This is a genomic window from Bradyrhizobium sp. ARR65, from assembly GCF_000472385.1.
Taxonomy (GTDB): domain Bacteria; phylum Pseudomonadota; class Alphaproteobacteria; order Rhizobiales; family Xanthobacteraceae; genus Bradyrhizobium.
The window spans coordinates 1-22,290 of record NZ_AWZU01000077.1 but is presented as its reverse complement, the minus strand read 5'-3'; the positions used below and the strand labels follow the sequence as shown (position 1 = coordinate 22,290).

Sequence of the window (22,290 nt, the reverse complement as noted above, 5' to 3'; positions counted from 1 at the left end):
CTTGTAGTCAGAACCAGAAGGCCGTCGCCCGCCGTTAGCAAAACGGCGCCTGTCGCGGATAGCCAAAGGCAGAAGTGCCCGCTGTTCAAAAACAAGCGCTCGCGTTGGATAGCCAAAGGCGACGGCCGTGGCACCGCGCGCCGGCATTTGCCATGTCTGAGACGTTACTTTCTCCGCACCGAGCGCCGACTGGCGTCACACAACATCCGCGCTGTGCTCGGTGCGGAGCCACCATGAAAATCCAACACGTATTCCCAGGCAATCAACCCGGCTCCGAGTTCTGGACGGTGCGCTGTCCCAGGTGCGGGACCATCCAAGAGGTGCAGGTTTCACGATCCGACCGAGCCGACAAGGCTGGGCCGGTCTGACAGTACGTTGATAATAGGAGCAAGCGCCCGTTTGTCTGATCAAGCGCGCGGCCCCATTATCGCAGATCGTCCAGCACTAGATCCACCGCGGGATGCATCCGGTTTTTCACCTTTCCGCTATGCTTCGACCGGCCGGCCTGATACGGCCGATCGCGACGCTTCGAAACCAAGCCTTCCAATCCCGAGCGGCAGGCCGCCCGGAAAAGCTCCGGTCCAATCTCACCGCGTTCGAACGGCGCCACGAAGATGCCGTCTGGCCGCCGCGCCAACAGGCGCGCGAGATTGGTCTTGCGCATCTTTCGCGAGTCGTCGCCGTCCAGCGCCAGAATGTCGAATGCATAGAAATGGACTTCGTGGTCGCGCTTGCGGGAGTGCAGAGCGTTGAAATCGGCGGCGCCGTCAATGCCCAGCACCACGGCTTGGCCATCCAGAACGAAACCGCTTGTGCCGAACCTCGCGCGCGGCTGCCACGATCCAAGGATATCGGTCCGCCCAGTTGTGGCCGGCGCGTGTGATTAGGCGCACGCGATCGCCGTCCCGCTCCAACCGGATGCGGTAGCCGTCGTACTTTACTTCGTGGAGCCAGTCGGGTCCGGAAGGGACGGCCGCGGCTCTTGTGGGAAGGCAAAACTCAAACGACCTAAACACGGAGCCAACATTGGTGTTCATGCCATCGTTTGCGAGGCGGAACCCGCCTGCCTAGCCATGCATTGTTCCTTCGGCTAGGAGGACAGACATGGCGAAGAAGGCCAAGAAGCGCACGGTCCGCGGGCGCAAACAGGATCGCGCTCGCGTTGCGGGCGGGCAGGATTACGAAGTTCGATATGAGGCGAAGAAGACCCATCGTTCGAAAGCGGCGGTGAAGAAGGCCGTCAAGAAGGTCGGCAGCAGCCGCAGGAAAGTGGAGCGCCGATTGGCGCGCTGACAATGGCGCCAGACAGGCAGCGCGAGCTGGAGCGTCTTTCAGAGGTTGATCGGTACATCGCCGAGGCCGAAGTTGCGATCAAGATGCAAATAGCCAATCTCGATGAGCTGCGGCGTGATGGCCGCGACACGTCGGCAGCAGAAGAGATGCTCAGGAGCTTCGAGCGCTCGCTACGAACGATGCGCGCGCATCGAGAGGAGATCATCAGCACAATTGACAAGATCGATAACGGTTAAGCCCTCCCTCTCGCCCTCCGTGCTTTGTTTAACGTAAGCGTTTGAGCTCAGCTCGGAGCTGAGCCGGGCAATGTGAATAACAGACCAAGACGCTTGGACGCCCGGCGCACATTTAGCCCATGTGAGGGCGGTTTCCTTTGCGATCAAACGAAAGCCCCGATCTGAGACCGGGGCTTTCAGCTGCTCAATCATGATCGTGATGGATCACCGTCTTCTCGCGGTTACCGAACTCATCTTCTTTCTTGATTACGGTCTTCCGATCCTCTCGCGGCTCCCGCTCCTTGGTGACAGTCGTGCGGTCCGTGTGATCTTCGCCGACCGTCACTCCCGGCCCCGAAGGGCCGACATGGACACCGACCTCATCGGCGAATGCGGGCGCGCAAGCCGCACCGAACAGTGCAGCACCAAGCAGGTATTTCTTCATGCTTTCGCTCCTCCAACTTTTGTCGGAGGGGGAACGTCACGGGTATCCTTCGGTTCCACCTCGACACCGGGTTTCGCTCACCCGATTTCTTCGGCGACCGAGCATCGAGCCGGCGAGGCGAGCGGGGCCTTGATCCCTCGCTGCGGCGCGGGAGATCAGGGGACTGCCTTTTTAGACCGACGGTCACGTCACCGGCCGCGCCGTGTCCTTGACAGCTTGGCCGGTCGTAGCCATTCCGGCAGCGTAGGCAGCTCCTGCACCAAGGAGAAGCGCACAGAAGCTAGCAAACATCACATATGCAAAGTGTTTGCGAGCTTCATCAATTTGCGCTGGTGTCGCAGACCGGGCCGTCGAGCCGACGGTTTCCCGTCCCGCATTGTTGGAGAAGTACGCGATGCGCGCGCTCGCTGCGTATGACGGGCCAACCAAGTTGCCAGCAATGCTGGTGCCGGAAACCGGCAACAACGCCGCCGCAGCCACCACGACGACGGTCGCGACCGACCAAGCGGCCAATGCATGCCCGACCCGACCGAGGCCGGTCTGGTCGGGTGAATTGGCTGCCGCAACCGCGCCCCCAATGAATGCGGCGATGATCCCGGATACGGCCCACCACACGAATGCGGCCCAGCTGGCGCCGGCCGGCGCCGAGGTAGCCGTAGGTATATCGACCGCTAGCAGACCGACGCCCAAGCCCAACATGGTCAACAAGATTTGGACGACCAACGAAGTAAACACGCCGGCCAGTACGGCCGACCAAGTCCAGCCAAACAGGGCCGTAGGGATAGTGCGCGTAGCCATGGCGAACTCCATCCGGAACTTACGTTTGGTTCCCAACGCGCGGCTCAAACTTCCGTTCCTCCCAAGGAACTCCTAATGGGTTCTCAGCTTAGTTGTCAGGAAAACTATCGAGGACCGGACCATGACACTTGGTAGGGGCGTCCTGCTATGGCTGTTGGGTATCCCTCTCCCCGTTATCGTACTGCTTGCGCTGTTCTGGCGCTAAGGAATGGTTCAAGTCCGAACGAGGAGGGAGATCAGGAAGCGGCGCGCGATGTCTCGGGATAGAATTAACCACGCCCGCGACCTTGACGCTTGGGCAGTGGTTGGCCAGATCGGCGAAGGACGATCAGCGGCAAGCGTCGTTTAAGCTGCGGGTTTACTTTCCTTCTCCGCACCCCGCATCACGATCCTGAGCGCATCGTCGGGCAAGGGCCGCAGCCGCGCCTTCGCCTCATCCCACGTTCCCCGCATCCAAACCTCGCGCTCCTCGTCTGTGGTCAAGATGACCGGCATCGCCTTCGGATGGATCGGCGCGAAGACGGCGTTCGGCGCCGTCGTCAAAAAGCCATAGACCCGATGCGGCCCTGGGATCGGCTTCGACTTGGTGCCACGGTCGCCGTTGTAGGTGGTGCAGATGCCGGCGAAGGCGAACAGGGGACGGTCCTCGTTGAGCGCGAACCACACGACGTCTTTTTTCTTCGTTTGTCCGTTCTTGTGCCCGACTGAGAAATCTTCGGGGCTGTAATCGATGTCGGTGATCTGAACTGGTGCTGACCAAGATTTGCTCTAAGTGGTTTCGACACCTGCGCCCATTCGACGATGAGCGCCGTTCTGGCCGTAAGAAACAGCGCCGAAAGCCTCGTCGGAGCCGATATTGCCGCCGCGATCTCCGCCGCCCGGTCCAGGGACTGTTCGCGCGGGAACTCGCCGTCCCCGACCAGCACGCCCACATGGTCAATCCCGATTTCCGAGACCGCCCGCGCTTCGTCCGGGATCGAGATCTCATAGATTTGGGTCAGCATGCCCGCTTGTAGCGCCGGGGTTGACGCTATTGCCCCAAGTCGGTGGCCGACAGGGTAGATCGCCGCGAATTAGCGCTGAACTTCAGAAACCTGAATCTGTGCCATTCTGGACCAATAATCTATCTCAGGTTGCATTTCTTGCGCGTCGCGGGAGGTCTGAGGCGCGAAGAAACGTGACACTTAATTGGGTCTTTTGACGCTTAATTGAGTCCCAGCACAGTGGCGCTCGTAATGGTTAGGCTGTCCCCCGAGATCGTGCCGGTGACCTCGCACCCGACGTATCGAGCGTGACGTCTGTCGTGCGGTCATAGGTCTTGTTCGCGGCCGTGATGGCCGTGACCGCGGTGATCGGAGCCTTGACGATGTCGGCCTTGGTTGTCGCGGTCGTGGCGGTGAGGGCGTAGTTGCCGGCGTCCGCGCCGCCAAGCGTCAGGCCCCAGATACTGACGGTTGTGCCCACGCCGGCGTTCTTGTCGGCAAAAGCACCGGTGGCACCCGTGCGGTGTTAGGCCGCCAACGACCGAGGTCGCTCCGATTCGATTGTCGTCATGGACTCCACCATGGCGCCGGCGCTTCCGCAGCCATTCTCCAGGTGAAAGCTTCGACGTCGAAGCCAGGGGAGCCGAGGGGCGCCGCGAGCGGATGCCATTGACTAAAACTGTACGGTACCGTACGGTCTCCACCGGAGGCAAACTATGGCAGACCTTGTTGTGCGTAAAGGCGCCGAAGAAGCTCGCAATCAGCTCCCGGATCTGCTCGAGGCAGCCGAGAAGGGCCGTTCGACGATCATTACCAGACATGGCCGTCCGGTTGCAGCGTTAGTGCCAATCGAGGCGTATGGCGCTTCGATTCGCCAACAGCCGCTGATGCCCGTCGCAGGATCCGGTCGCGGGCTATGGGGAAGGAATAGTACCCGCCCGCTTCAGAAGTTGCGCGACGAATGGAGCCGCTAGCTCTTGCGGATCTGCCCGAGGGGGCGCTGGTTCTCATCGACTCGGCACCCATCATCTATTTCCTCGAGGGCCACCCCAATTTCGGGCCGCGCTTCAAACCGCTCTTCGAGGCGCACGGAGCGGGGCACTTGCGCTTTGCCGTAACGACCATCACGATCGCGGAGGTGCTCACCGGGCCCTTGCAGGCGGCTGATGATGCGCTTGCGCGGCGTTATCGCGCGATCCTCGAATCGTGGCAACCGATTGCGCTCGACGTCGGCATTGCCGAAAGCGCTGCGAGACTGCGGGCGTCGCTCCGCCTCAAGTTGGCAGACGCCATCCAAGCTGCGAGCGCGTTGGCGATCAACGCGGCCGCCCTGGTGACGCATGGCCGCGATTTCTCACGCGTGCGTTCGCTGCGTATCATTTCTTGAAGGATCGCACGTCCATCTAACGATCATTCACGAAACCAACTCGCTGGGACTTGCCATGTCGATCGGTGCAGCCTTGCTCAACAGCCTTCGTTCCGTCGAGCGTTCGGGCGACTTTTGCGTCGGCGGGACTCGGGAGATCCTGATGCCGACGATCGATGTCGAAGGTGTGGGCAGAATCGCCTTTCCGATCCTGCCCGTGCAGGCCGAGCGGCTTGTCAAGATCGCCGAGACAGCCCCGTATGGGCGCGGCGCGGAGACGGTGGTCGATCGTGAAGTCCGGAGAACCTGGCAGATCGATTCAGGCAATGTCCGGATCGGAGGGCGTCACTGGGACAAGACTCTGGCCGGACTGGTCGCGGATGTCGCAGTCGGACTCGGCGTGAGCGAGCCGGTCGCGGCCGATTTCTACAAGCTCCTTGTCTATGATATCGGCAGTTTCTTCGTCGACCATCGCGATACCGAGAAGGTTCCCGGCATGTTCGCGACGATGGTACTCGTGCTGCCTTCCACCCATCGCGGCGGCGAACTGGTCATTAGGCATCTCGGCCGCGAGGTGGTGCTCGACCTACGTCCGGAGGAGCCCTCGGAGATCGGCTTCGCGGCCTTCTATGCCGATTGCGTGCACGAAGTGCGACCTGTTGAGACGGGATGTCGCCTGGTGCTCGTCTACAATTTGCGTTTCATCAACAAAACGCGGCCCCTGAAGGCGCCCGACTATCGCGCAGAGCACGGAAGGGTGGTGGACTTGCTGCAGAGCTGGACGAGCGCCGAGGACGAACCTGACAAGCTGATCCTGCCATTGGAGCACGCCTATACGCCGGCAGAGCTGTCGTTCACTGCGCTCAAGGGAGCCGATGCCGGCGTGGCGTCTGTGCTGGTCAAGGCCGCCGCGGAGGCAAATTGCGATCTCCACCTCGCCCTCGTGTCGATCGAGGAGAGCGGCAGCGCCGAACATACGGGCTATTTCAGGCGTCGCCGCTGGAGTCGAGGCGAGGAAGAGGGGGAGGACGAAGAGTTCGAGGTTACCGAGGTCATCGACCGCGCCCTGATCCTATCGGAGTGGCGGCGTCCGGATGGCGGCGAGGCCCGCTTCAGCGATTTTCCATTCGACGAGGACGAACTGTGCCCGCCTGATGCTTTCGAGGATCTGACGCCGGACGAACAGCATTTTCACGAGGCGACGGGTAATGAAGGCGCGTCCTTCGAGCGCACCTATCGCCGAGCGGGCTTCGTGTTGTGGCCGACCGCGCGAAGGCTCGCCGTGCTGAATCAGGCTGGCCTCCGCACGACGCTGCCGTATCTTGAAAATCTGACGGCGCGCTGGGAGGCGAGCAGGGCCGCGATCCAGTCGCCGTTGTGGCGCGAGGCCGACGAACTGTCGGGACACATGCTGCGCTCCTGGCCTCGCCACGCGTGGCGCGAGGAGGGCAATGTAGACGTGGGCAGAATGCTCGATGCGCAAGTCCGGCTCGGCAATGTGGAGCGCATCGATGCGTTTCTCGCCGGCGTCTCTGCCGAAGGCGTTTACGCTGCGCCCGACAACGAAGCGATCATGCGTGCTGCCGGCCTGCTTCCGGCCCCGCGTGCAACGGAGCTGCTGGTCAGGATTGTCAGCCGTAACGCTCCGGCCCATCTTACCGCTTGTGGAAACTTGTTGCTGCGCTGCGTTGCAGCGCCGGCCGGTATGATGTGTGACCTCATGCAGATCGGCGCGGCCTTGATCGAGGCCTTGCCGGGCCCGCCTACGAGGCGACAGAAGGTCGAGCCTTGGACCCGGCCGGAGAGCGTGAAACCGGACTTCGTCGTCGATCTTCTGACGGCGCTGTGCCGGATCGACGCAGGGCTTGCGGCTCGTGCGATCGAGCATCTGCTGGCCTGGCCGAAAGCATACACCCCGGACGACGTGCTGGTTCCCGCTGCGCGTGCATTTGCCAAACTGGCGGATAGTACAGCATGGCCGGCGACGGCGCGGCTGCGCGAGGCGTCTCTCGACCACCTGCGCAAACGCATCGCGCTGCCGGTCGAGGCGCCGCGGGACTGGACCAGGACCAACCCGCTTACATGCACATGTGGCGACTGTCGCGGACTGGGTGCGTTCCTGGTTGCACCGGACCAACAGCGATGGCGCCTGAAGGCGGTTCAGGATCGGAGGACCCATGTCGAGGAAAGCGTCCGGCGCGCGGCGTGCGACCTTGACCTCACAACCGAAAGGCGTGGCAGCCCCCACACACTTGTCGCCACCAAGAACCAGGCCAGCTACGAACGACGCGCAAAGCAGCGCCGTCTGGATCTGGAGCATATGTCGGCGCTGGGCGAATGACGCTGCCCTCGCACCGCGCGGAACAGCAAGTTCGCGTGCCCAATGAGCCGTAAGAACCGGGTTCGCCTCGCTGGTTTAGGAGGCGTCGCTTAAGTGCAGATCTTGCCGAAAGGGCAAATACGCTCCGCCCGTGCATATGATCCGGCCGCCTGAGGAGCGGGAGATCACACCCTATCGATGGCTGCATCCGGACGAGGAGCGATGATGCGCATTTTTCCAATGTCCGAGCAATGAAATCAACTGATCAGTCTTTCCAAGGCGATAAGCAACGCGAAGACGAGTGCAACAATGCCCACGAAGGTGACTGCAAGGTAAACTTGATGCGTGCGCCGTTCCAGTAGCTCAGCTCGTACTGTTGGTTCCAGCGATCCTTCACACGGAAGAGGTTTTCTTGTTTCCGGGAATCAATTTAAAATTCCCGGACTTTGACGGGCGTTATGGTGAGGCGGTACGCGATGTGTTTTGATCCATCGAAACGTTCAAGAAGCTCTTTGCAGAGCGGACAACGATAATCCCCGACGGAACCGCGCAGGGATGAAAGCTCGATGCGCCGAAAGCCGGCGTGGCAGTTTGGACAGATGACGTAGCCCTTTTTCATTCCTTCAGGATGAGGGACGAGTGAGTCGCGCAAAACGGTTCAGTCCGCACGCGCTTTGGCGGCGCGCTCCTCATCCGCCTAGCCACCCAGCGCGCTCCGGACTTCATTTGTGGCCCGTTGCGCCTTCAGGGGAAGCCGTTTCCTCTCCCACACAATACTTCAACAGCGAATATGAGCCCGGCCCGGACGCCTTTGCCACCTCGTCGCACCACCTTTGCGTTTTGATCGGCAGCGTCGACCAACTCCCCATCAGTTCATCGCGGGCGCTCTGCTCGTGCCGTACACAGCCATCATAGATGACCTTTGAATCGCCGGACACGTTTGCCACTTCCTTGCACCATCGTTTCGTACGATATTCTGGCACGCCTTGGAAATCGGCCGCGAAAACAGCGCCCGCAAAAGCAAGCAGCGAAACACAGCAAAGGATCGACCTTAGCATGCCGCCCTCCTCAACTCGGAAAATATAGCTGCACTTCATCGCTCATAGGCCTTCCTTTCCGCGCGCCGTTTATTTGAGAGGATCATCGTCGGAGGTCTCGTTAAGGCGCTGCAGCACGTCGGCCATTCCGCTCGTCTCGGTCTTTTCCTTTTTCCACGCTTCCGTTTCTTCTTCCACCTCTGTCCGCGATGCCCGAGGCCACAAGATGAACGCGCCGCAGACGAGTGCGAGGCCGGCGACTATCAGTGAGATACCGCGCGCGCATGTTACCCATGATCGCGCCGATCTGGCTCGGTGTGAAGGGGCCGTGCGGCGTGATTATCACTGTACCGCCAATGCCGTTGGACCACCAAACTTGGACGGATCGTCGTAGATGGGGGACGCGTCGTGGTGCACCAGCGGTCGAAGTGCTGCATAGGACCATCGCGGAATGACAATGTTGATGTGCTGCGGCGCTTTACGGACGCGGTGATGCTCTTTGGCTAAATCCACCGGGGTTGCCGTCAGCACTGACGGAACGGCTGCGGCGGCGAAAATTGAAAGACCAAACATTTGGACACTCCTTCGTTTGCATCGAGTAACGATTGCGGAGTGAACGTACGCGCCTGAGATCAGACCCTGAACGCCAGCCAGTTTCGTTTATATGCTCGATCGTCTCGAACTCGCCGATATGCGGCATGGCCTCGAAAGCAGCCTGATCCCGCTCGGCCGTCTAGCTGTAGAACGCATCATCTTCCGACACCTCGAGCTCGCCGAGTTTGAAAACGCCGGCAAGTCCCGCAGGCACGCGCAGTTGTCGTTGTTCAATCTCTTTCCGCCAATCAAAACGATCTAATCATTTCGTTGGAAAAAAGCCGCTGCCAGCCAGATTTGTAAGAACGTGAACCAAGGCGAAACGTCGGAGCGCCGCTTCGCGTCTCGCCTAAACGGAGATCGACGACGATCGCTCAAAACAAGTTGAATGGAGCAAATATCATGCGTTCCCTTTTGGCGGTAGGCATAGGCCTGTCCCTAATACTGTATGCTTCTGCAAGTGCCGCAACGGCGCATCCCCACTACACACGCCACCATGTCTCTATTACTCGAAAGAAGCCGCCGGACCGGTGAGCCATAATCAACGCTGATCGCCAAGACCAATTCTCAGGTCCAAAGCCTTTTGCCTCAATGATCCTACGGATCGCTTCATCTGCTTAGAGATTTTCACTACTGGCGTTCTTGCCTTCGCGTGGGAGGAGGGTGTGCCAATCATCTCGCCGATTTGAGAGATCGTGAAGCGGCTGCACCTTGGGGCCAAGGTCGCCCGATCGCACATGAGGTGCAGCGGGTAGCGCTTCCCCCTGGTATGCCCGCAAAACGGTCCCAGCTCGTACATCTGCCAAGCCAGCCGCTGGGACCGTTTTCTTTTATGCGGGGTCGTTCCGGATGTTGCAGGCGCGCTACTGTGGCTCGAACTCATCAGCCCGCCCGGTTTCAACATTTTCGGTTCGTGAATCGCTTTGATTGTGCAAGCGCTCATCTTTTTAACGAGGCTGAGCGAAGGAGATGGCGCATGGCCTCGGCTCTTGCAGGGGCATTCATCATTCTGAGCATCGGCATTCTAATGGCCCACGCGACGGACGCGTTTCGCTCGGCGTCGTGATGCGGGATTGCCGCTCACGTTGCTGCCCTAGCCACTTCTGGGATCCTCGGATGAAAGCCGATCAGCAAGACAGTTCGAAGGTTCTGAACTTTCGTCCGCGGACACTGATAGGGAGCCGCGATCGCAAGGACAATGCTCGCTCGGATGAAGACATTTGTCGGCTGTTTGACCTCTCTCGATACGAAATGCGCCGAGAGAGTCCGGACGACTTTCGCAAAAGAATGGTCGCCAATTTTGCTGCTTTAGTTCTGCTCACCACCTTTGCGGCTGTTGCCGCCGTAGATGTTTACGGCATTGCGCGAATAGAGCGATGCGCTCAGCCTTCGGAATGCGGGCTCTCGGGTTATTATTAGGTTGGTTGCAGCAGATGCGGAGGTGCCCGGCAGGTTTTTCTATTCAGGAAGACCATCTCCAGTGAGCTTGGCGACCACAACGCCCTTGCCGACACCAACAAAACGTCCGCGGATCTGGTTCTGGTCTCGCCAAAATTCGAAGGTCCGGCCTGGCGACTTCAACCTGTCCAGTATCAAAGTATCCTGAGCAGCAAGTGCGTCGACGATCAGTAGGCGCAGGCCTCGGCCGTGGGTCCGCCCATCCCAGCGCTGCTTCCCTACCTTTTCCCAGGCCTCACGGATGGCTGCGGAGGAATAGTTTGGGCTGCTCATGATTTGATCTGCCCGCCTCGAATCTCAAGCTCAATTCTGGACCGCTAGGAGCCCTATGGGAATAGGAACTAACCTCAGACGCAGGGCTTCGCCAACTCTGCGGTAATCGACGCTAAGATCATGCCAACAAAGCGTGTGAACGGATAGGAATCCAACCAGGTGGCCACAGCGGGGACGACCCGAGTGCGATGACCGGGCAAGCAACCATCTAGCGACTGGGCGTGGCGGCGCTTTTCGCGCCCCCCCTGCGGGTGAGCAGATAACGAGGGCTGATCCTTATTTGGAAACGGCCGCCAACCTATTGGAATTGCGGGAGCACGTTTTCAGGCTTTTTTTCCAAACGCCCCTTGAGATCGTTGAATAATCGCCGGATTTTGCTCCGCCAGCCTGGCCGTGAAGGTGACGGGAATGTCGCGATCCGCAGGGCCAAGTGCAGTCCGGCGTGAGCGTGGCGTTGTCGCTATCTTGGTCAGCGGTGACCTTGAGACACGTATCCGCCGGTCTGTGAGCACGGTTGCGGCGGGTAGATTTCGCCGAACCGCTGTGGCTGCTCAGCCAAGAAGCCTGCTTCCGCGGAACCAGAAACCGTTCGGAAGGAATCGTCTGGCCACCGCGAGGGTGCTGCTCTCGGAGCTTTCCAGCGCGATCTTTTGGGCTAGCATCACGTCTCCGATCGGCAGTTCCCCAAGCGTTCGGAAGCACAGGCCGAGCTTCGGGCGGCCTTTTTCGTCGATCTCGCACACGTTCGATATGGCGCCCGGATAGATCCTGTACCGCTTGCCGGTTTCGCCGCCGATGACCTCGAAATATCCCTTTTTCCCAAACTGCGCCCGCTGGGCTGGCGACAGCCACTCCCGGAGAAGCAGCAGGGATCGGCCTTCCGGGGTCCTTTCGGCGCCGTGTTTGATGAAGAGAGCCCTTGTGGCTCTCACGCGCGAACGTTCTCCTGTGCGAGGCGGCGTAGAGCGCGGCATGGCGGCAGGGCCGTTATCCGCCGACCAACCTCGGGAGGAATACGGTTTCTTCCGCGTGCGGATCAAAGGATCGGATCTGCGAGACCTCGCCCGCACCGGTCCGCACAGCGGCGGTGAAGCCGACCTTTGTCAGCTCGTAGAAGCGCTGCTCCGCCTTCGCCAGTTCCCGTGCGTCGTTCGGGTCGAAGCGGTGGCGGGTGTCACCCGAGCGGTCCATCACAATCTGGATTGCCATGATTGTCCTCCTGGGTTGCTGCCAAGAACAATCCCGCCGAAGTCGCGGAGTTTCAAAAAAAGACGGAATTACCGGCTTTGTGTTCGGTCCAGGGCGTGGCCGCAATCACTTGTGCGAGCACCACCTCGGCATCAGACTTCGCTCCGCGCGGGCGAAGCGTGTCTTCGTCGCTCACGGAGTGGTCTATCTCTCGTCCGCGATCAGCTTGCCGTCATTGGGCAATGAGCCGACGGCGACCAACTCCACCACACCGCCGAGTTTCGTCAGGGCACGCAAGGTGACCGCAAGCTCGCTCTGCAAGCTCCCGCTCGGCGACGCGCATTCCGCCCTTAAGGTCATCACGTCGGTCTCACCCGAGCGTGTGACGACCAGGCGCAAGCGCCCGAGCGCCGAATGGCGTTTTGCGATCTCGGCGATCTGTTCGGGCCGCACGAACATACCCTTGACCTTCGTGGTCTGGTCGGCGCGGCCCATCCAGCCCTTGATGCGCATGTTGGTGCGGCCGCACGGGCTGATGCCGGGCAGGCTGGCGGTGAGGTCGCCAAGCGCAAGCCTGATCCAGGGATGATCCGCAGCGAGCGAGGTGACGACGATCTCGCCGACATCACCAGGCGCAACCGGCTCGCCGGTGCCGGGCTTCACGATCTCCAGGATGATATCCTCGTTGACCACCATGCCGTCGTGCGCCGGCGTCTCGAAGGCGATCATGCCAAGGTCGGCGGTGCCGAAGGCCTGGTAGGCGTCGATGCTGTGCGACTTGATCTCCTTCTGCAGCGAGGGCGGAAACGCCGCGCCCGAGACCAGCGCCCGCTTGATCGAGGAGACGTGGCGGCCCGCGGCGGTTGCCGCATCAATCAGGATCTTTAGGAAATCCGGCGTACCGCTATAGCCGGTCGGGCGATAAGCCTCGATCAGCTCGAATTGCGTCTCGGTATTGCCGGGGCCGGCCGGAATGACCGCGCAGCCCAGCGCACGCGCGCTGGCATCGAATATGAAGCCGCCGGGCGTCAGATGATAGCTGAAGGTGTTGAGCACGACGTCGCCAGGCCGGAAGCCAGCAGCGAACAGCGCCCGCGCGCCGCGCCAGGGATCGGCATGCGCGGTTTCGGGTTCGAAGATGGGACCCGGCGAGGTGAAGAGGCGTGCGAACGAACCGAGCGGCGTCGCGACGAAGCCGCCGAAGGGCGGGGCGGCCTTGTGCAAGGCGGGCAGTTCGGATTTGCGCAGCATAGGCAGTTGCGCTAGGGCGGCGCGGCTGGTGATCGCGGCAGGATCGATGCCGCGCAGGCGCTCGGTATAGGCGGGCGCTTCCATCGCCTTGCGCAGAATAGCGGGCAGCCGCGCAAACAGCTCGGCCTCGCGGTCGGCGGGATCGCGGGTTTCACGGGAGTCGTAGTGGTCCGTCATAGTTCTGGCCTCGTGTCCTTACCTCGCCGCGCTTGCGCGGAGAGGCATAGGCCGCCTTTGGCGGCCGTCCTTAAAAGAAGAACGCCGAGGCGCAGCGTCGGCTATGTCGCATCGAAAGATGCGATCCGGGTGAGGGGACTCTCCACGAGCTGTGCTCGTGGATGGAGCCCCTCACCCCGACCCTCACAGAGCGCGCTTCGCTCCTCGCGGCCCCGCGAAGAGCGGGGAGAGGGAGAAGAAGATCACTCACAGCCACCGCTTGCGCCTTTTGAAGCTCTTCAGGTTCTTGAAACTCTTGCGTTGGTCGCCGGCGCCGCCGAGGTAGAACTCCTTGACATCCTCATTATTTCGCAGCGCGTCGGCGGTGCCGTCGAGCACGACCTTGCCTTGCTCCATGATGTAGCCGTGGCTTGCGACCGACAGTGCGGCGCGCGCATTCTGCTCGACGAGCAAAATAGTAACGCCGAGATCCCGGTTGATCTGCTTGATGATGGCAAACACCTCCTTCACCAGCAGCGGCGACAGGCCCATGGAGGGCTCGTCCATCAGGATCATCTTTGGACGCGCCATCAGCGCGCGGCCGATCGCGAGCATTTGCTGCTCGCCGCCGGAGAGGTAGCCGGCAAGACCGGTGCGCTCTTTCAGACGCGGGAAATAGCTGAAGACCATTTCGATATCGGCATCGACCTCGCGATCTCTGCGTGTAAAGGCGCCGAGTTTCAGGTTTTCCAACGAGGTCATGTCGGCGACGATGCGGCGACCCTCCATCACCTGAAAGATGCCGCGGCGGACGATCTTGTCGGGATCGATGCCGTCGATGCGCTCGCTGTCGAAGACGATCTCGCCGCGCGTCACTTCGCCGTCCTCGGTCTTGAGGAGGCCGGAGATCGCTTTCAGCGCGGTCGATTTGCCGGCGCCATTCGCCCCAAGCAGCGCCACGATCGCACCCTTTGGCACCTCGAGGCTGAGGCCGCGCAGCACCAGGATGACGTCATCGTAGACGACCTCGATATTGCGTACGGCGAGGAGGGGGGAAAGGGTCGTGGATGTCGCGGTCAAGGGAGCGATATCGAGGGGTTCGATCATAGCGACTGCCTCTTGCTGTCGTTCCCCGCGAATGCGGGGAACCCAGTATTCCAGAGACGCCAGTACTTCACTGAGGAGCCGCGGCGTACTGGATCCCCCGCTTTCGTGGGGGATGACCACTGAGTGCTCGGGATCCTCGGGCGCAAACCCGAACTCACCACCCGAACCATTCCGGCTTGCGCGGCAGCTCGATGGTCTTCACCCTCTCGAGCTTGATCGTCCCCTTGGCCATGAGGTTGTTGAGGTCGCCATCGGTCGAACCCGACACCTTGGCGCGATACAGATCCACCTTCATCGTGCCGCGGTGGTCCTTATCGGTCCAGGTCGAGGGATTGCAGACGCCTTCCAGGCCGGCGGGGACCCAATCCTTCTTCTGGTAAAAGCCCTCGGCGACATTCTCGCCGGTGGGCCCGCCATTCTTGGCGGCCCAATCCAGCGCTTCTTTCATGTACATCGCCGAGCAGACGGCGGCGATGTAATGCACGGGCCGATAGACCTTGCCGGTGGGATCGGACATTTTCGAGATTTCCATCACTGTCTTCATGCCGGGCGCATCGCCGCCCCAGGCGACCGATGTGCGCAATGGAAAGACGATGCCGTCGGCGGCATCGCCCGCCGTCTTGGCGCCGTTCTCATCCATACCCCAGACATTACCTAAGAATTGCACGTCGACGCCGGCCGCCTTGCAGGCCTTCATCACGGAAATGTTGGAGGCCGCGGTGTTGCCGAGATAGGCGTAGTTGGCGCCGGAACTCTTTAAGCTGAGGCATTGCGCGCTGTAATCACCGGGCGCGAGCGCAAACATCAGCGGCGGCAGCACTTCAAAGCCGAGCTCGGTTGCAAGTGCCTCGCCGGCGGCTTTCGGTGCGTTGGGATAGGGATGGTTCGCACCCATATGCACGAACTTCGGTTTGCCCGGCTTGCCCTTGGCCTTCCAATCCTCGGCCGCCCACATCAACATCGCGCGAAGAGCGTCGGAGTAGGTCGGGCCGTAGAAGAAGTTGTAAGGCGCAGGCTTGGCTTTCCCACTGGTGCCTTCGGGGTCGGTCAGCGCGGCGGCGTAGGAGCCGGACATATCGGGGATCTTGTCCTGCGCGAGAAAGCCGGTCAGCGCCTCGGTGTCCGCCGTGCCCCAGCCCATGATCGCCGCGACCTTGTTGCCGGGCGCCGACCATTTCTTATACAGCGCAATCGCGCGCGGCACCTGGTAGCCGTAATCGTTGCTGTCGACACTGACCTGCTTGCCGCCGATGCCCCCCTTCTTGTTGATCCAGGCAAACGTGTCGGCGACGGCCTGGCCGTAAGGCGTGCCGACATCGGACGTGCCGCCCGACAGATCCTCCAGATGTCCGATCGAAATCTGCTGCGCGCCGGCCGAAGCCGTGCCGAGCAAAAGCGCTAGCGAAACCGTGCTCAAAAGAGATTTGATCGTCATGGGTGTTTTCCTCCGGTTTTTTGTTGAGCCTGTTAGAATATTGGGGTCGGCCTCAGTGCGAAAACGGGTAGAGCTTCCAATACATCTTGATCTGCCGCCAGCGATGCGCGAGCCCGTCCGGCTCGAACACCAGGAAGGCGATAATGATCAGCCCGATCGCGATCTCGCGCAGGAAAGTGATGTTGTTGTTGAGCGAGAGCGCGTGGTCGATCGCGCTGCCTTTCAAATGCAGGCTGAGCCATTCCATTGATTCCGGCAGCAGGACCACGAATGCGGTGCCCATCAGCGTGCCCATAATCGAGCCGGTGCCGCCGATGATGATCATCGCGAGAAACAGGATCGAGCGCTCGATGCCGAAGCCTTCTTGGGAGATGACGAGCTGGTAATGTGCGTAGAGCGCACCCGCAATGCCGGCGAAGAAGGCGGCGAGCCCGAACGAGAGCGTACGGTATTTGGTCAGGTTGATGCCCATGATCTCGGCGGAGAGATAATGGTCGCGGATCGCCACCAGCGCGCGGCCATCGCGCGTGCGCATTAAGTTGGTGACGAGCACGTAGCTTAAGAGCAGATAGGCGAGCACGACATAGAAATATTGCCGGTCGCCCTGCATTGTGTAACCGAAGATCGAGAACGGATTGGCGCTGGCCGGCACCGAGCCGCCGGAAAACCATTCCGCGCGCGAGAAGAAGTCAAGCAGGATGTATTGGGCCGCGAGCGTCGCGATCACGAGATAGAGACCCTTCAGCCGCGCGGCGGGAATGCCGAAGATGAGGCCGACCAGCGCGGTCACGAGCCCCGCGAGCGGTATCGCAAAGAACACCGGGATCGGCGAGTTGTTGGAGATGTAGGCCGAGGTGAAGGCTCCAAGGAGAAAGAACGCCGCGTGTCCGATCGAGATCTGCCCGGTGAAACCAACCAGGATGTTCAGGCCCAGCGCGGCAATGCCAAAGATCCCGATCTGGATGCAGATGGAGAGCCAATAGGCGCTGAAGAGCTGCGGCGCGAAACAGAGCAACACCACGCCCGCGATCGCAAAATTGCGGCTCGCTTTGGTCGGGAAGATCGTGGTGTCGGCCGCATAGGAGGTGCGGAAATCGCCGGCGGGGATGAGGGTGGAGCTCGCCATGATCAGATGCGCTCAATGTCCTTGGTGCCGAACAGTCCGTACGGCTTGATCATGAGAATGATGATCAGCACGTAGAACGGCGCGATCTCATAGAGATTGCCCCAGTGCAAATATTGGCTGTCGACATATTGGGCGATGTTTTCCAACAACCCGATGATGATGCCGCCGAGCACGGCGCCACCGATGGAGTCGAGCCCGCCGAGGATCGCCGCCGGAAAGACTTTGATGCCGTAGGCGGACAGGCCGGACGAGACGCCGTTGACGATGGCAACGACAACGCCCGCGACCGCCGACACCGTCGCCGAGATCGCCCAGGCCATGGCAAAGACGCTTTTCACGGAAATGCCGAGCGACTGCGCCACCTGCTGGTTGAATGCGGTGGCGCGCATCGCCAGGCCATATTTCGAGGCACGGAAGAACCAGGCCATGCCGACCATCATCGTCAGCGAAACAACGAGGCTCATCAGGTAAACGGTCTGGATCTGTAAGCTCCACAAATTGACCGACTGGCTTTGGAACACACGCGGGAAGGGCTGAGGGTTGACGCCAAAAATCCATTTCAGGGCGGCCTGGAACACGGTCGAAAGACCGATCGTGACCATGATCACCGAAATGATCGGCTCGCCGATCATCGGCCGCAAGATCACGACCTGAATGGCGATTCCGAAGACGAACATGAAGACGAGGGTCAACGGCATGCCAAACCAGAACGGCACCTGGAATTTGGTCAGGAGCGCCCAGCACACCCAGGCGCCGATCAGGAGCAACTCGCCTTGCGCGAAGTTCACGACTTGGGTGGCCTTGTAGATCAGCACGAATGACATCGCGACCACGCCGTAGAGGGTGCCGACGACAAGGCCGTTGACGAGAAGCTGGATGAGGAAGGCGGTGTTCATGGGCAGCTAACCGATGGTAATATCGCCCCGCTTCTGTCCGCCGAAGCTTTAGCGAAGGCGGATGCGGGGACAGGCCGGATAGCGAAGCAATCAGGGTGAGGGGGAGCTTCCATGCGGCAGGAGCGCGATTCTCTCTCCATTGTCATGCCCGGGGCTGTCCCGGGCATCCACCTCTCCCCACGCGAGCGGATCGAAGGCGTGGTTGGCCGGGACAAGTCCGGCCATGCCGTCTGTTGCTGGAGTTGGTGCTGAAGACTCACTCCGCGGCCTCCGCGAAATGTGACTGCGCCGCCAGATCGACCACGCGAAGCGTGGTGCGGACACGCTGGGTGGTGCCGTCCTGGAAACGGATGATCGTGTCGACGGGGATGTGGTTATCTCCGCGGTAGATGGCGTCGATGATGCCGGCGTATTTGTCGTTGATCACGCCGCGACGCACCTTTCGGGTGCGGGTTAGTTCGCCGTCGTCGGCATCCAGTTCCTTATAGAGCAGCAGGAATTTCGCGATACGCTGAGCCGGCGGCAGCGTGGCGTTGACCGCTTCTACCTCCTTCTGCAACAGAGCATAAACCTCGGGGCGGGAGGAAAGGTCGGTGTAGGTGGTGAAGGAAATGCGATTCTTCTCCGCCCATTTCGAGATGATGGAATAGCGGATGCAGATCATGGCTGCGAGATGGTCGCGCCCCGCGCCCAACACCACGGCTTCGGCGATGTAGGTCGAGAATTTCAGCTTGTTCTCGATATATTGCGGCGAGAAGCGCTCGCCGCGCGAGGTCTCGGCGAGATCCTTGATGCGGTCGATGACGACGAGCTGCTTGTTGTCGTTGAAATAGCCGGCATCACCGGAATGCAGCCAGCCGTCCCGCATGTCGGCAACGGAGGCTTGCGGATTCTTGTAGTACCCTAAGAACATGTTGGGATGCCGCACCACGATCTCGCCGACGCCGTGCATGTCCGGCTGCTCGATGCGGATTTCGATGTCCTCGGCCATGGCGATGCCGGTGGTGTCAGGATCGACCTGGCCACTTCGGTGCAGCGTGTAGGCACCCAGCAGCTCGGTCTGGCCGTAGAGCGTACGCAAGGGGACGCCCATCGCCTGAAAAAACTTAAACGTGTCGGGCCCAAGCGCGGCGCCGCCGGTCGCAGCCGAGCGTAGCCGCGTGAAGCCGAGGCGGTCGCGCAGCGCACGAAACAGCAGCACGTCGGCGAAGGCGGAGCGCTTGCCTTGCTCGATTGCCGCAAGTCCGGCCCTCATGCCGAGGTCATAGAGGCGCTGCTTGAGCGGCGAGGCGTCCATGACGCGGGCGCGCACGTCGGCGGCGATCTGCTCCCAGACGCGCGGCGCGAACAGCACGAAGGTCGGCGCGATCTCGCGGAAATCGTTCATCATGGTGTCGGGCTCTTCGACGAAGTTGACCTTCATCCGGCACAACAGGCCTTTGCCGAGTACATAGACCTGCTCCATGATCCAGGGGAGCGGCAGCACCGAAACATATTCGTCCTCCGGTCCCTTGGGATCGAAGGCAAGATAAGTCGCGCAATGCCGCAGCACGCGTCCTGCCGCGAGCATGGCAAGCTTGGGATGCGAGGTGGTTCCCGAGGTGGTGCAGAGGATCGCGACATCCTCGCCCTTGGTCGCGTCGACCAGGCGGTCATAAAGGTCTGGCTCGCGTGCCGCACGCTCGCGGCCCATGGCGGCGAGTCTGTCGGCCTGCATCAGGCGCGGGTCGTCATATTTGCGCATGCCGCGCGGATCGGAATAGACGATGTGCTTCAATTTCGGCACGCGGTCCGCAAGACCGAGCAGCTTGTCGACCTGCTCCTCGTCCTCGGCGAAGACGAGCTTTGCTTCGCCATGGTTGAGGAGATAAGCCGCCTCTTCATCTAGAACGTCGCGATAAAGCCCGAGGCTCAAAGCGCCCAGCGCATGGCTCGCGATTTCCGCCGCGACCCAGTCGGGACGGTTGTCGCCGATGATGCCGACGACGTCGTCGCGCTTGATGCCGAGTTCCAACAGGCCCAGCGCAAAATCATGCACGCGTGTTTGATAATCGCTCCAGGTGAACAAACGCCACAGCCCAAAATCCTTTTCCCGCAGAGCGATCTCGTTGCCATGTTCGCGCGCATTGAGGCGCAACAACTTAGGATAAGTGTCAGCCTGCGTGACGCGTCCTGCATAGTCCATCATGCCACACTCTCCGCAGGCATCGGAGCGGGCTGTTCGTCGGGATCGACCAGCACTTCGTCCTCTTCGCCGAGATAGGCGCGCTTGACATGGGGATCGGCGAGCACCGCCGCCGGGTCGCCTTCCGCGATCTTGCGGCCGAAATCCAGCACCATGACGCGATGGGAGATGTCCATCACCACGCCCATGTCGTGCTCGATCATGACCACCGTCATGCCGAACTCTTCGTTGAGATCGACGATGTAGCGCGCCATGTCCTCCCTTTCCTCGAAGTTCATGCCGGCCATCGGCTCATCGAGCAGGATCAGTTTCGGCTCCAGCGCCATGGCGCGAGCGAGTTCGACGCGCTTGCGCAGACCGTAGGAGAGGGTGCCGGCGGTCGCCTTGCGCACCGTTTGCAGGTCGAGGAAGTCGACGATCTCCTCGACCTTGTGGCGGTGCTCCAGCTCCTCGCGCCGCGCGCCGGTGAACCAGTACAGCGAGCCCGTCAGAAAATTGTTCTTCAGCAGGTGATGGCGCCCGACCATGATGTTGTCGAGCACGCTCATATGGTGGAACAGCGCCAGATTCTGGAAGGTGCGGCCGATGCCGAGCGAGGAGCGGGCGTTGGGATTGAGCAAGGTGATCTCGCGCCCGCGGTAGACGAGGCTGCCTTCGCTCGGCCGGTAGCGGCCGGAGATGCAGTTGACCATCGAGGTCTTGCCGGCGCCATTGGGGCCGATGATGGAGAACAGCTCGCCGTCCTTGACGCCGAAATTGACGTCAGTCAGCGCGCGGACGCCGCCGAATCGCAAGGATACGCCACGCGCTTCGAGAATATAGTCCACCAAAAACTCCTCCCGGATTTGGCGCCTAGGCAGCGCTCTCTATCCTTGGTTTCGATCCCTCAGGGTGATCCTATATCGGCCACCCAACCCAAGCCATGCGACTATTGAACTTTTGCCGCTTCAGGCCGGGGCAGTTTACGCGCAAATCTCGAGCCCCGCAGGGGCGCGTACCGCGATGGCTCTCAATAGGGTAAAGCGGTATTTTGAAATGTCTTATGTCCGACAATTGGCAGGCAAATTCGCGAAGACGCGGTGGGGGCGGACCAATGCAAGGGGCCAAAGCACCGGTATTGCTGCGACGCAACATGCCGGCGCGCAGAGTTGGAAATCCGGTCGAGTGAGGCATGATCACTGAAGAGCATTTGCGGCGGATCGCGCTCTGGTCGCGCGAGCTCAACGTGCGCGAGATCGAGGTTGCGCGTACTGGCATTGTCGAGAAGTCCTATCGCGCGGGTGAAGCGATCTTCGTCCGCGGCGACCAATTCGATTATTGGACTGGCGTGGTGTTTGGACTGGTCAGCATGGGCATGGTGTCGCGCGGCGGCAAGGCGACATCGCTGGCTGGTCTGACAGCAGGGGCCTGGTTCGGCGAGGGGAGCGTGCTCAAGAAGGAGGCGCGGCGCTATGACGTCGTGGCGCTGCGCGAGACGCGGCTGGCGCTGATGGACCGCACCACGTTTTTCTGGCTCTACGAGAACAGCGCCGCCTTCAACCGGTTTCTGGTCACCCAGCTCAATGAACGGCTTGGGCAGTTCATCGGCCTGGTGGAATACGGCCGGACACTGGACGCCACGGCACGGCTTGCGCGCGCGATCGCCTCGCTGTTCAACCCGATCCTCTACCCCGATCTGAACCGGCACCTGGAGATCACCCAGGAGGAAATCGGCGCGCTGTCAGGCATCTCGCGGCAAAATGCCAATCAATGCTTGAAGCGGCTGGAGCGGGAAGGGCTGCTGCGGCTCGAATATGGCGGGGTCACCATTGTCGATCTGGAGCGGCTGCGCAGCTATGGTGATTAGAGCGACTTCGTCGAATCGTCATCGCGTTCCGCCATGTTGTCTGGGCCTGATTTGTACGCAAATCCCTGGCGTTTGCCGCGATCGGGCTCTTGCTCAAAACTGGAGCAAATTCCACGGCGTAACCGCCCTATTTGAATCGACTTGGTGTTAGACACCGCGCAAGGCTGGTGCTAAGGGCGGCACTGCCGTGGCTCAACTGGAGAAAAGGATGCAGGCCCGCGAGTTGAACACGCCCTTTGAGCTGAAAGGCAAGACGGTTTTCGTGGCCGGCCATCGCGGGATGGTTGGCTCGGCACTGCTGCGGCGTCTTTCGGCGGA

General features: G+C 61.0%; 24 protein-coding genes and 2 pseudogenes. 7 read left to right on the top strand and 19 right to left on the bottom strand.

The window, feature by feature from the left end; genetic code table 11:
* Nucleotides 1-424: 424 nt before the first annotated feature.
* A pseudogene (locus F758_RS45825) lies at nucleotides 425-1,037 on the bottom strand (ATP-dependent DNA ligase).
* Nucleotides 1,038-1,104: 67 nt separating this feature from the next.
* On the opposite strand from F758_RS45825, the gene F758_RS0140380 reads away from it, so the two are divergent.
* Together F758_RS0140380 and F758_RS0140375 are read left to right on the top strand one after the other, a co-directional pair.
* Complete coding sequence (locus F758_RS0140380) at nucleotides 1,105-1,293, top strand: DUF3606 domain-containing protein (protein WP_024513129.1); 189 nt, start codon at nucleotides 1,105-1,107, stop codon at nucleotides 1,291-1,293.
* A gap of 2 nt (nucleotides 1,294-1,295) precedes the next feature.
* Complete coding sequence (locus F758_RS0140375) at nucleotides 1,296-1,529, top strand: hypothetical protein (protein ID WP_024513128.1); 234 nt, start codon at nucleotides 1,296-1,298, stop codon at nucleotides 1,527-1,529.
* Nucleotides 1,530-1,713: 184 nt separating this feature from the next.
* Here the strand turns inward: F758_RS0140375 and F758_RS0140370 are convergent, their stop codons facing one another.
* From F758_RS0140370 to F758_RS0140355, 4 genes and pseudogenes are all read right to left on the bottom strand, one after another.
* Entirely contained in the window at nucleotides 1,714-1,953 is a 240-nt protein-coding gene (locus F758_RS0140370; protein ID WP_024513127.1) for a hypothetical protein, read from the bottom strand.
* A 183-nt stretch (nucleotides 1,954-2,136) separates the two neighbouring features.
* On the bottom strand, nucleotides 2,137-2,799 hold the full coding sequence (locus tag F758_RS46935; RefSeq protein ID WP_157450423.1) for a hypothetical protein: 663 nt from the start codon (nucleotides 2,797-2,799) through the stop codon (nucleotides 2,137-2,139).
* A gap of 297 nt (nucleotides 2,800-3,096) precedes the next feature.
* Nucleotides 3,097-3,444: pseudogene (locus tag F758_RS0140360) on the bottom strand (SOS response-associated peptidase family protein); the annotation flags it as partial.
* Between the two features lie 546 nt (nucleotides 3,445-3,990).
* Nucleotides 3,991-4,215, bottom strand: a complete 225-nt coding sequence (locus F758_RS0140355; RefSeq protein WP_024513124.1) for a hypothetical protein — start codon at nucleotides 4,213-4,215, stop codon at nucleotides 3,991-3,993.
* Nucleotides 4,216-4,450: 235 nt separating this feature from the next.
* On the opposite strand from F758_RS0140355, the gene F758_RS48875 reads away from it, so the two are divergent.
* From F758_RS48875 to F758_RS0140345, 3 genes are read left to right on the top strand one after another with little or no spacing between them, the layout of a single operon-like run.
* Nucleotides 4,451-4,708 carry a type II toxin-antitoxin system Phd/YefM family antitoxin gene (locus F758_RS48875; RefSeq protein WP_084306079.1) on the top strand — a complete coding sequence of 86 codons (258 nt, stop codon included), beginning with the start codon at nucleotides 4,451-4,453 and terminating at the stop codon, nucleotides 4,706-4,708.
* Entirely contained in the window at nucleotides 4,696-5,121 is a 426-nt protein-coding gene (locus tag F758_RS0140350) for a type II toxin-antitoxin system VapC family toxin (RefSeq protein ID WP_024513123.1), read from the top strand. Before F758_RS48875 ends, F758_RS0140350 begins: the two co-directional genes overlap by 13 nt.
* A 55-nt stretch (nucleotides 5,122-5,176) precedes the next feature.
* Complete coding sequence (locus F758_RS0140345) at nucleotides 5,177-7,441, top strand: 2OG-Fe(II) oxygenase (protein WP_024513122.1); 2,265 nt, start codon at nucleotides 5,177-5,179, stop codon at nucleotides 7,439-7,441.
* A 409-nt stretch (nucleotides 7,442-7,850) separates the two neighbouring features.
* Here the strand turns inward: F758_RS0140345 and F758_RS0140340 are convergent, their stop codons facing one another.
* From F758_RS0140340 to F758_RS50445, 3 genes are all read right to left on the bottom strand, one after another.
* Nucleotides 7,851-8,039: an MJ0042-type zinc finger domain-containing protein gene (locus F758_RS0140340; protein WP_024513121.1), complete on the bottom strand. Its 189-nt coding sequence runs from the start codon at nucleotides 8,037-8,039 to the stop codon at nucleotides 7,851-7,853.
* 103 nt (nucleotides 8,040-8,142) lie between these two features.
* Complete coding sequence (locus tag F758_RS45815) at nucleotides 8,143-8,517, bottom strand: hypothetical protein (protein WP_051387191.1); 375 nt, start codon at nucleotides 8,515-8,517, stop codon at nucleotides 8,143-8,145.
* A gap of 282 nt (nucleotides 8,518-8,799) precedes the next feature.
* Nucleotides 8,800-9,030, bottom strand: a complete 231-nt coding sequence (locus tag F758_RS50445) for a hypothetical protein (protein WP_157450421.1) — start codon at nucleotides 9,028-9,030, stop codon at nucleotides 8,800-8,802.
* A 1,137-nt stretch (nucleotides 9,031-10,167) separates the two neighbouring features.
* Between F758_RS50445 and F758_RS48865 the strand changes: the two genes are divergently transcribed.
* A complete protein-coding gene (locus tag F758_RS48865) occupies nucleotides 10,168-10,470 on the top strand; it encodes a hypothetical protein (protein WP_084306075.1) in 303 nt (100 codons plus the stop codon).
* Between the two features lie 39 nt (nucleotides 10,471-10,509).
* Here the strand turns inward: F758_RS48865 and F758_RS0140320 are convergent, their stop codons facing one another.
* The 11 genes from F758_RS0140320 to F758_RS0140270 all read right to left on the bottom strand — a co-directional run bounded on the left by F758_RS0140320 (nucleotide 10,510) and on the right by F758_RS0140270 (nucleotide 20,953).
* Nucleotides 10,510-10,782, bottom strand: coding sequence for a hypothetical protein (locus F758_RS0140320; RefSeq protein ID WP_024513119.1), 273 nt, complete (start codon nucleotides 10,780-10,782; stop codon nucleotides 10,510-10,512).
* Between the two features lie 551 nt (nucleotides 10,783-11,333).
* Nucleotides 11,334-11,756: a hypothetical protein gene (locus F758_RS0140315; protein WP_051387190.1), complete on the bottom strand. Its 423-nt coding sequence runs from the start codon at nucleotides 11,754-11,756 to the stop codon at nucleotides 11,334-11,336.
* A 13-nt stretch (nucleotides 11,757-11,769) separates the two neighbouring features.
* Nucleotides 11,770-11,991, bottom strand: a complete 222-nt coding sequence (locus F758_RS0140310; RefSeq protein ID WP_024513117.1) for a hypothetical protein — start codon at nucleotides 11,989-11,991, stop codon at nucleotides 11,770-11,772.
* A 52-nt stretch (nucleotides 11,992-12,043) separates the two neighbouring features.
* Nucleotides 12,044-12,166 carry a hypothetical protein gene (locus F758_RS52925; RefSeq protein WP_283805909.1) on the bottom strand — a complete coding sequence of 41 codons (123 nt, stop codon included), beginning with the start codon at nucleotides 12,164-12,166 and terminating at the stop codon, nucleotides 12,044-12,046.
* Between the two features lie 8 nt (nucleotides 12,167-12,174).
* Nucleotides 12,175-13,398, bottom strand: coding sequence for a phenylacetate--CoA ligase family protein (locus F758_RS0140300; RefSeq protein WP_024513116.1), 1,224 nt, complete (start codon nucleotides 13,396-13,398; stop codon nucleotides 12,175-12,177).
* A 246-nt stretch (nucleotides 13,399-13,644) separates the two neighbouring features.
* A complete protein-coding gene (locus F758_RS0140295) occupies nucleotides 13,645-14,484 on the bottom strand; it encodes an ABC transporter ATP-binding protein (RefSeq protein WP_024513115.1) in 840 nt (279 codons plus the stop codon).
* Nucleotides 14,485-14,638: 154 nt separating this feature from the next.
* Complete coding sequence (locus F758_RS0140290; RefSeq protein WP_024513114.1) at nucleotides 14,639-15,919, bottom strand: ABC transporter substrate-binding protein; 1,281 nt, start codon at nucleotides 15,917-15,919, stop codon at nucleotides 14,639-14,641.
* 52 nt (nucleotides 15,920-15,971) lie between these two features.
* Nucleotides 15,972-17,045 carry a branched-chain amino acid ABC transporter permease gene (locus tag F758_RS0140285; protein WP_024513113.1) on the bottom strand — a complete coding sequence of 358 codons (1,074 nt, stop codon included), beginning with the start codon at nucleotides 17,043-17,045 and terminating at the stop codon, nucleotides 15,972-15,974.
* Nucleotides 17,046-17,047: 2 nt separating this feature from the next.
* On the bottom strand, nucleotides 17,048-17,941 hold the full coding sequence (locus tag F758_RS0140280; protein ID WP_024513112.1) for a branched-chain amino acid ABC transporter permease: 894 nt from the start codon (nucleotides 17,939-17,941) through the stop codon (nucleotides 17,048-17,050).
* A 256-nt stretch (nucleotides 17,942-18,197) separates the two neighbouring features.
* Nucleotides 18,198-20,129 carry a long-chain fatty acid--CoA ligase gene (locus F758_RS0140275; RefSeq protein ID WP_024513111.1) on the bottom strand — a complete coding sequence of 644 codons (1,932 nt, stop codon included), beginning with the start codon at nucleotides 20,127-20,129 and terminating at the stop codon, nucleotides 18,198-18,200.
* A complete protein-coding gene (locus F758_RS0140270) occupies nucleotides 20,126-20,953 on the bottom strand; it encodes an ABC transporter ATP-binding protein (protein WP_024513110.1) in 828 nt (275 codons plus the stop codon). The genes F758_RS0140275 and F758_RS0140270 overlap by 4 nt, the downstream gene beginning before the upstream one ends.
* Nucleotides 20,954-21,297: 344 nt before the next feature.
* Between F758_RS0140270 and F758_RS0140265 the strand changes: the two genes are divergently transcribed.
* Nucleotides 21,298-21,972 (top strand): Crp/Fnr family transcriptional regulator, encoded by a 675-nt coding sequence (locus F758_RS0140265; RefSeq protein WP_024513109.1) that lies wholly within the window; start codon nucleotides 21,298-21,300, stop codon nucleotides 21,970-21,972.
* Nucleotides 21,973-22,290: the final 318 nt, after the last annotated feature.

Bases quoted from the DNA above. Each gene is read 5' to 3' on its own strand.
- F758_RS0140380 (WP_024513129.1), top strand. From the start codon at position 1,105: ATGGCGAAGAAGGCCAAGAAGCGCACGGTCCGCGGGCGCAAACAGGAT.
- F758_RS0140375 (WP_024513128.1), top strand. From the start codon at position 1,296: ATGGCGCCAGACAGGCAGCGCGAGCTGGAGCGTCTTTCAGAGGTTGAT.
- F758_RS0140370 (WP_024513127.1), bottom strand. From the start codon at position 1,953: ATGAAGAAATACCTGCTTGGTGCTGCACTGTTCGGTGCGGCTTGCGCG.
- F758_RS48875 (WP_084306079.1), top strand. From the start codon at position 4,451: ATGGCAGACCTTGTTGTGCGTAAAGGCGCCGAAGAAGCTCGCAATCAG.
- F758_RS0140350 (WP_024513123.1), top strand. From the start codon at position 4,696: ATGGAGCCGCTAGCTCTTGCGGATCTGCCCGAGGGGGCGCTGGTTCTC.
- F758_RS0140345 (WP_024513122.1), top strand. From the start codon at position 5,177: ATGTCGATCGGTGCAGCCTTGCTCAACAGCCTTCGTTCCGTCGAGCGT.
- F758_RS0140340 (WP_024513121.1), bottom strand. From the start codon at position 8,039: ATGAAAAAGGGCTACGTCATCTGTCCAAACTGCCACGCCGGCTTTCGG.
- F758_RS45815 (WP_051387191.1), bottom strand. From the start codon at position 8,517: ATGAAGTGCAGCTATATTTTCCGAGTTGAGGAGGGCGGCATGCTAAGG.
- F758_RS50445 (WP_157450421.1), bottom strand. From the start codon at position 9,030: ATGTTTGGTCTTTCAATTTTCGCCGCCGCAGCCGTTCCGTCAGTGCTG.
- F758_RS48865 (WP_084306075.1), top strand. From the start codon at position 10,168: ATGAAAGCCGATCAGCAAGACAGTTCGAAGGTTCTGAACTTTCGTCCG.
- F758_RS0140320 (WP_024513119.1), bottom strand. From the start codon at position 10,782: ATGAGCAGCCCAAACTATTCCTCCGCAGCCATCCGTGAGGCCTGGGAA.
- F758_RS0140315 (WP_051387190.1), bottom strand. From the start codon at position 11,756: ATGCCGCGCTCTACGCCGCCTCGCACAGGAGAACGTTCGCGCGTGAGA.
- F758_RS0140310 (WP_024513117.1), bottom strand. From the start codon at position 11,991: ATGGCAATCCAGATTGTGATGGACCGCTCGGGTGACACCCGCCACCGC.
- F758_RS0140300 (WP_024513116.1), bottom strand. From the start codon at position 13,398: ATGACGGACCACTACGACTCCCGTGAAACCCGCGATCCCGCCGACCGC.
- F758_RS0140295 (WP_024513115.1), bottom strand. From the start codon at position 14,484: ATGATCGAACCCCTCGATATCGCTCCCTTGACCGCGACATCCACGACC.
- F758_RS0140290 (WP_024513114.1), bottom strand. From the start codon at position 15,919: ATGACGATCAAATCTCTTTTGAGCACGGTTTCGCTAGCGCTTTTGCTC.
- F758_RS0140285 (WP_024513113.1), bottom strand. From the start codon at position 17,045: ATGGCGAGCTCCACCCTCATCCCCGCCGGCGATTTCCGCACCTCCTAT.
- F758_RS0140280 (WP_024513112.1), bottom strand. From the start codon at position 17,941: ATGAACACCGCCTTCCTCATCCAGCTTCTCGTCAACGGCCTTGTCGTC.
- F758_RS0140275 (WP_024513111.1), bottom strand. From the start codon at position 20,129: ATGATGGACTATGCAGGACGCGTCACGCAGGCTGACACTTATCCTAAG.
- F758_RS0140265 (WP_024513109.1), top strand. From the start codon at position 21,298: ATGATCACTGAAGAGCATTTGCGGCGGATCGCGCTCTGGTCGCGCGAG.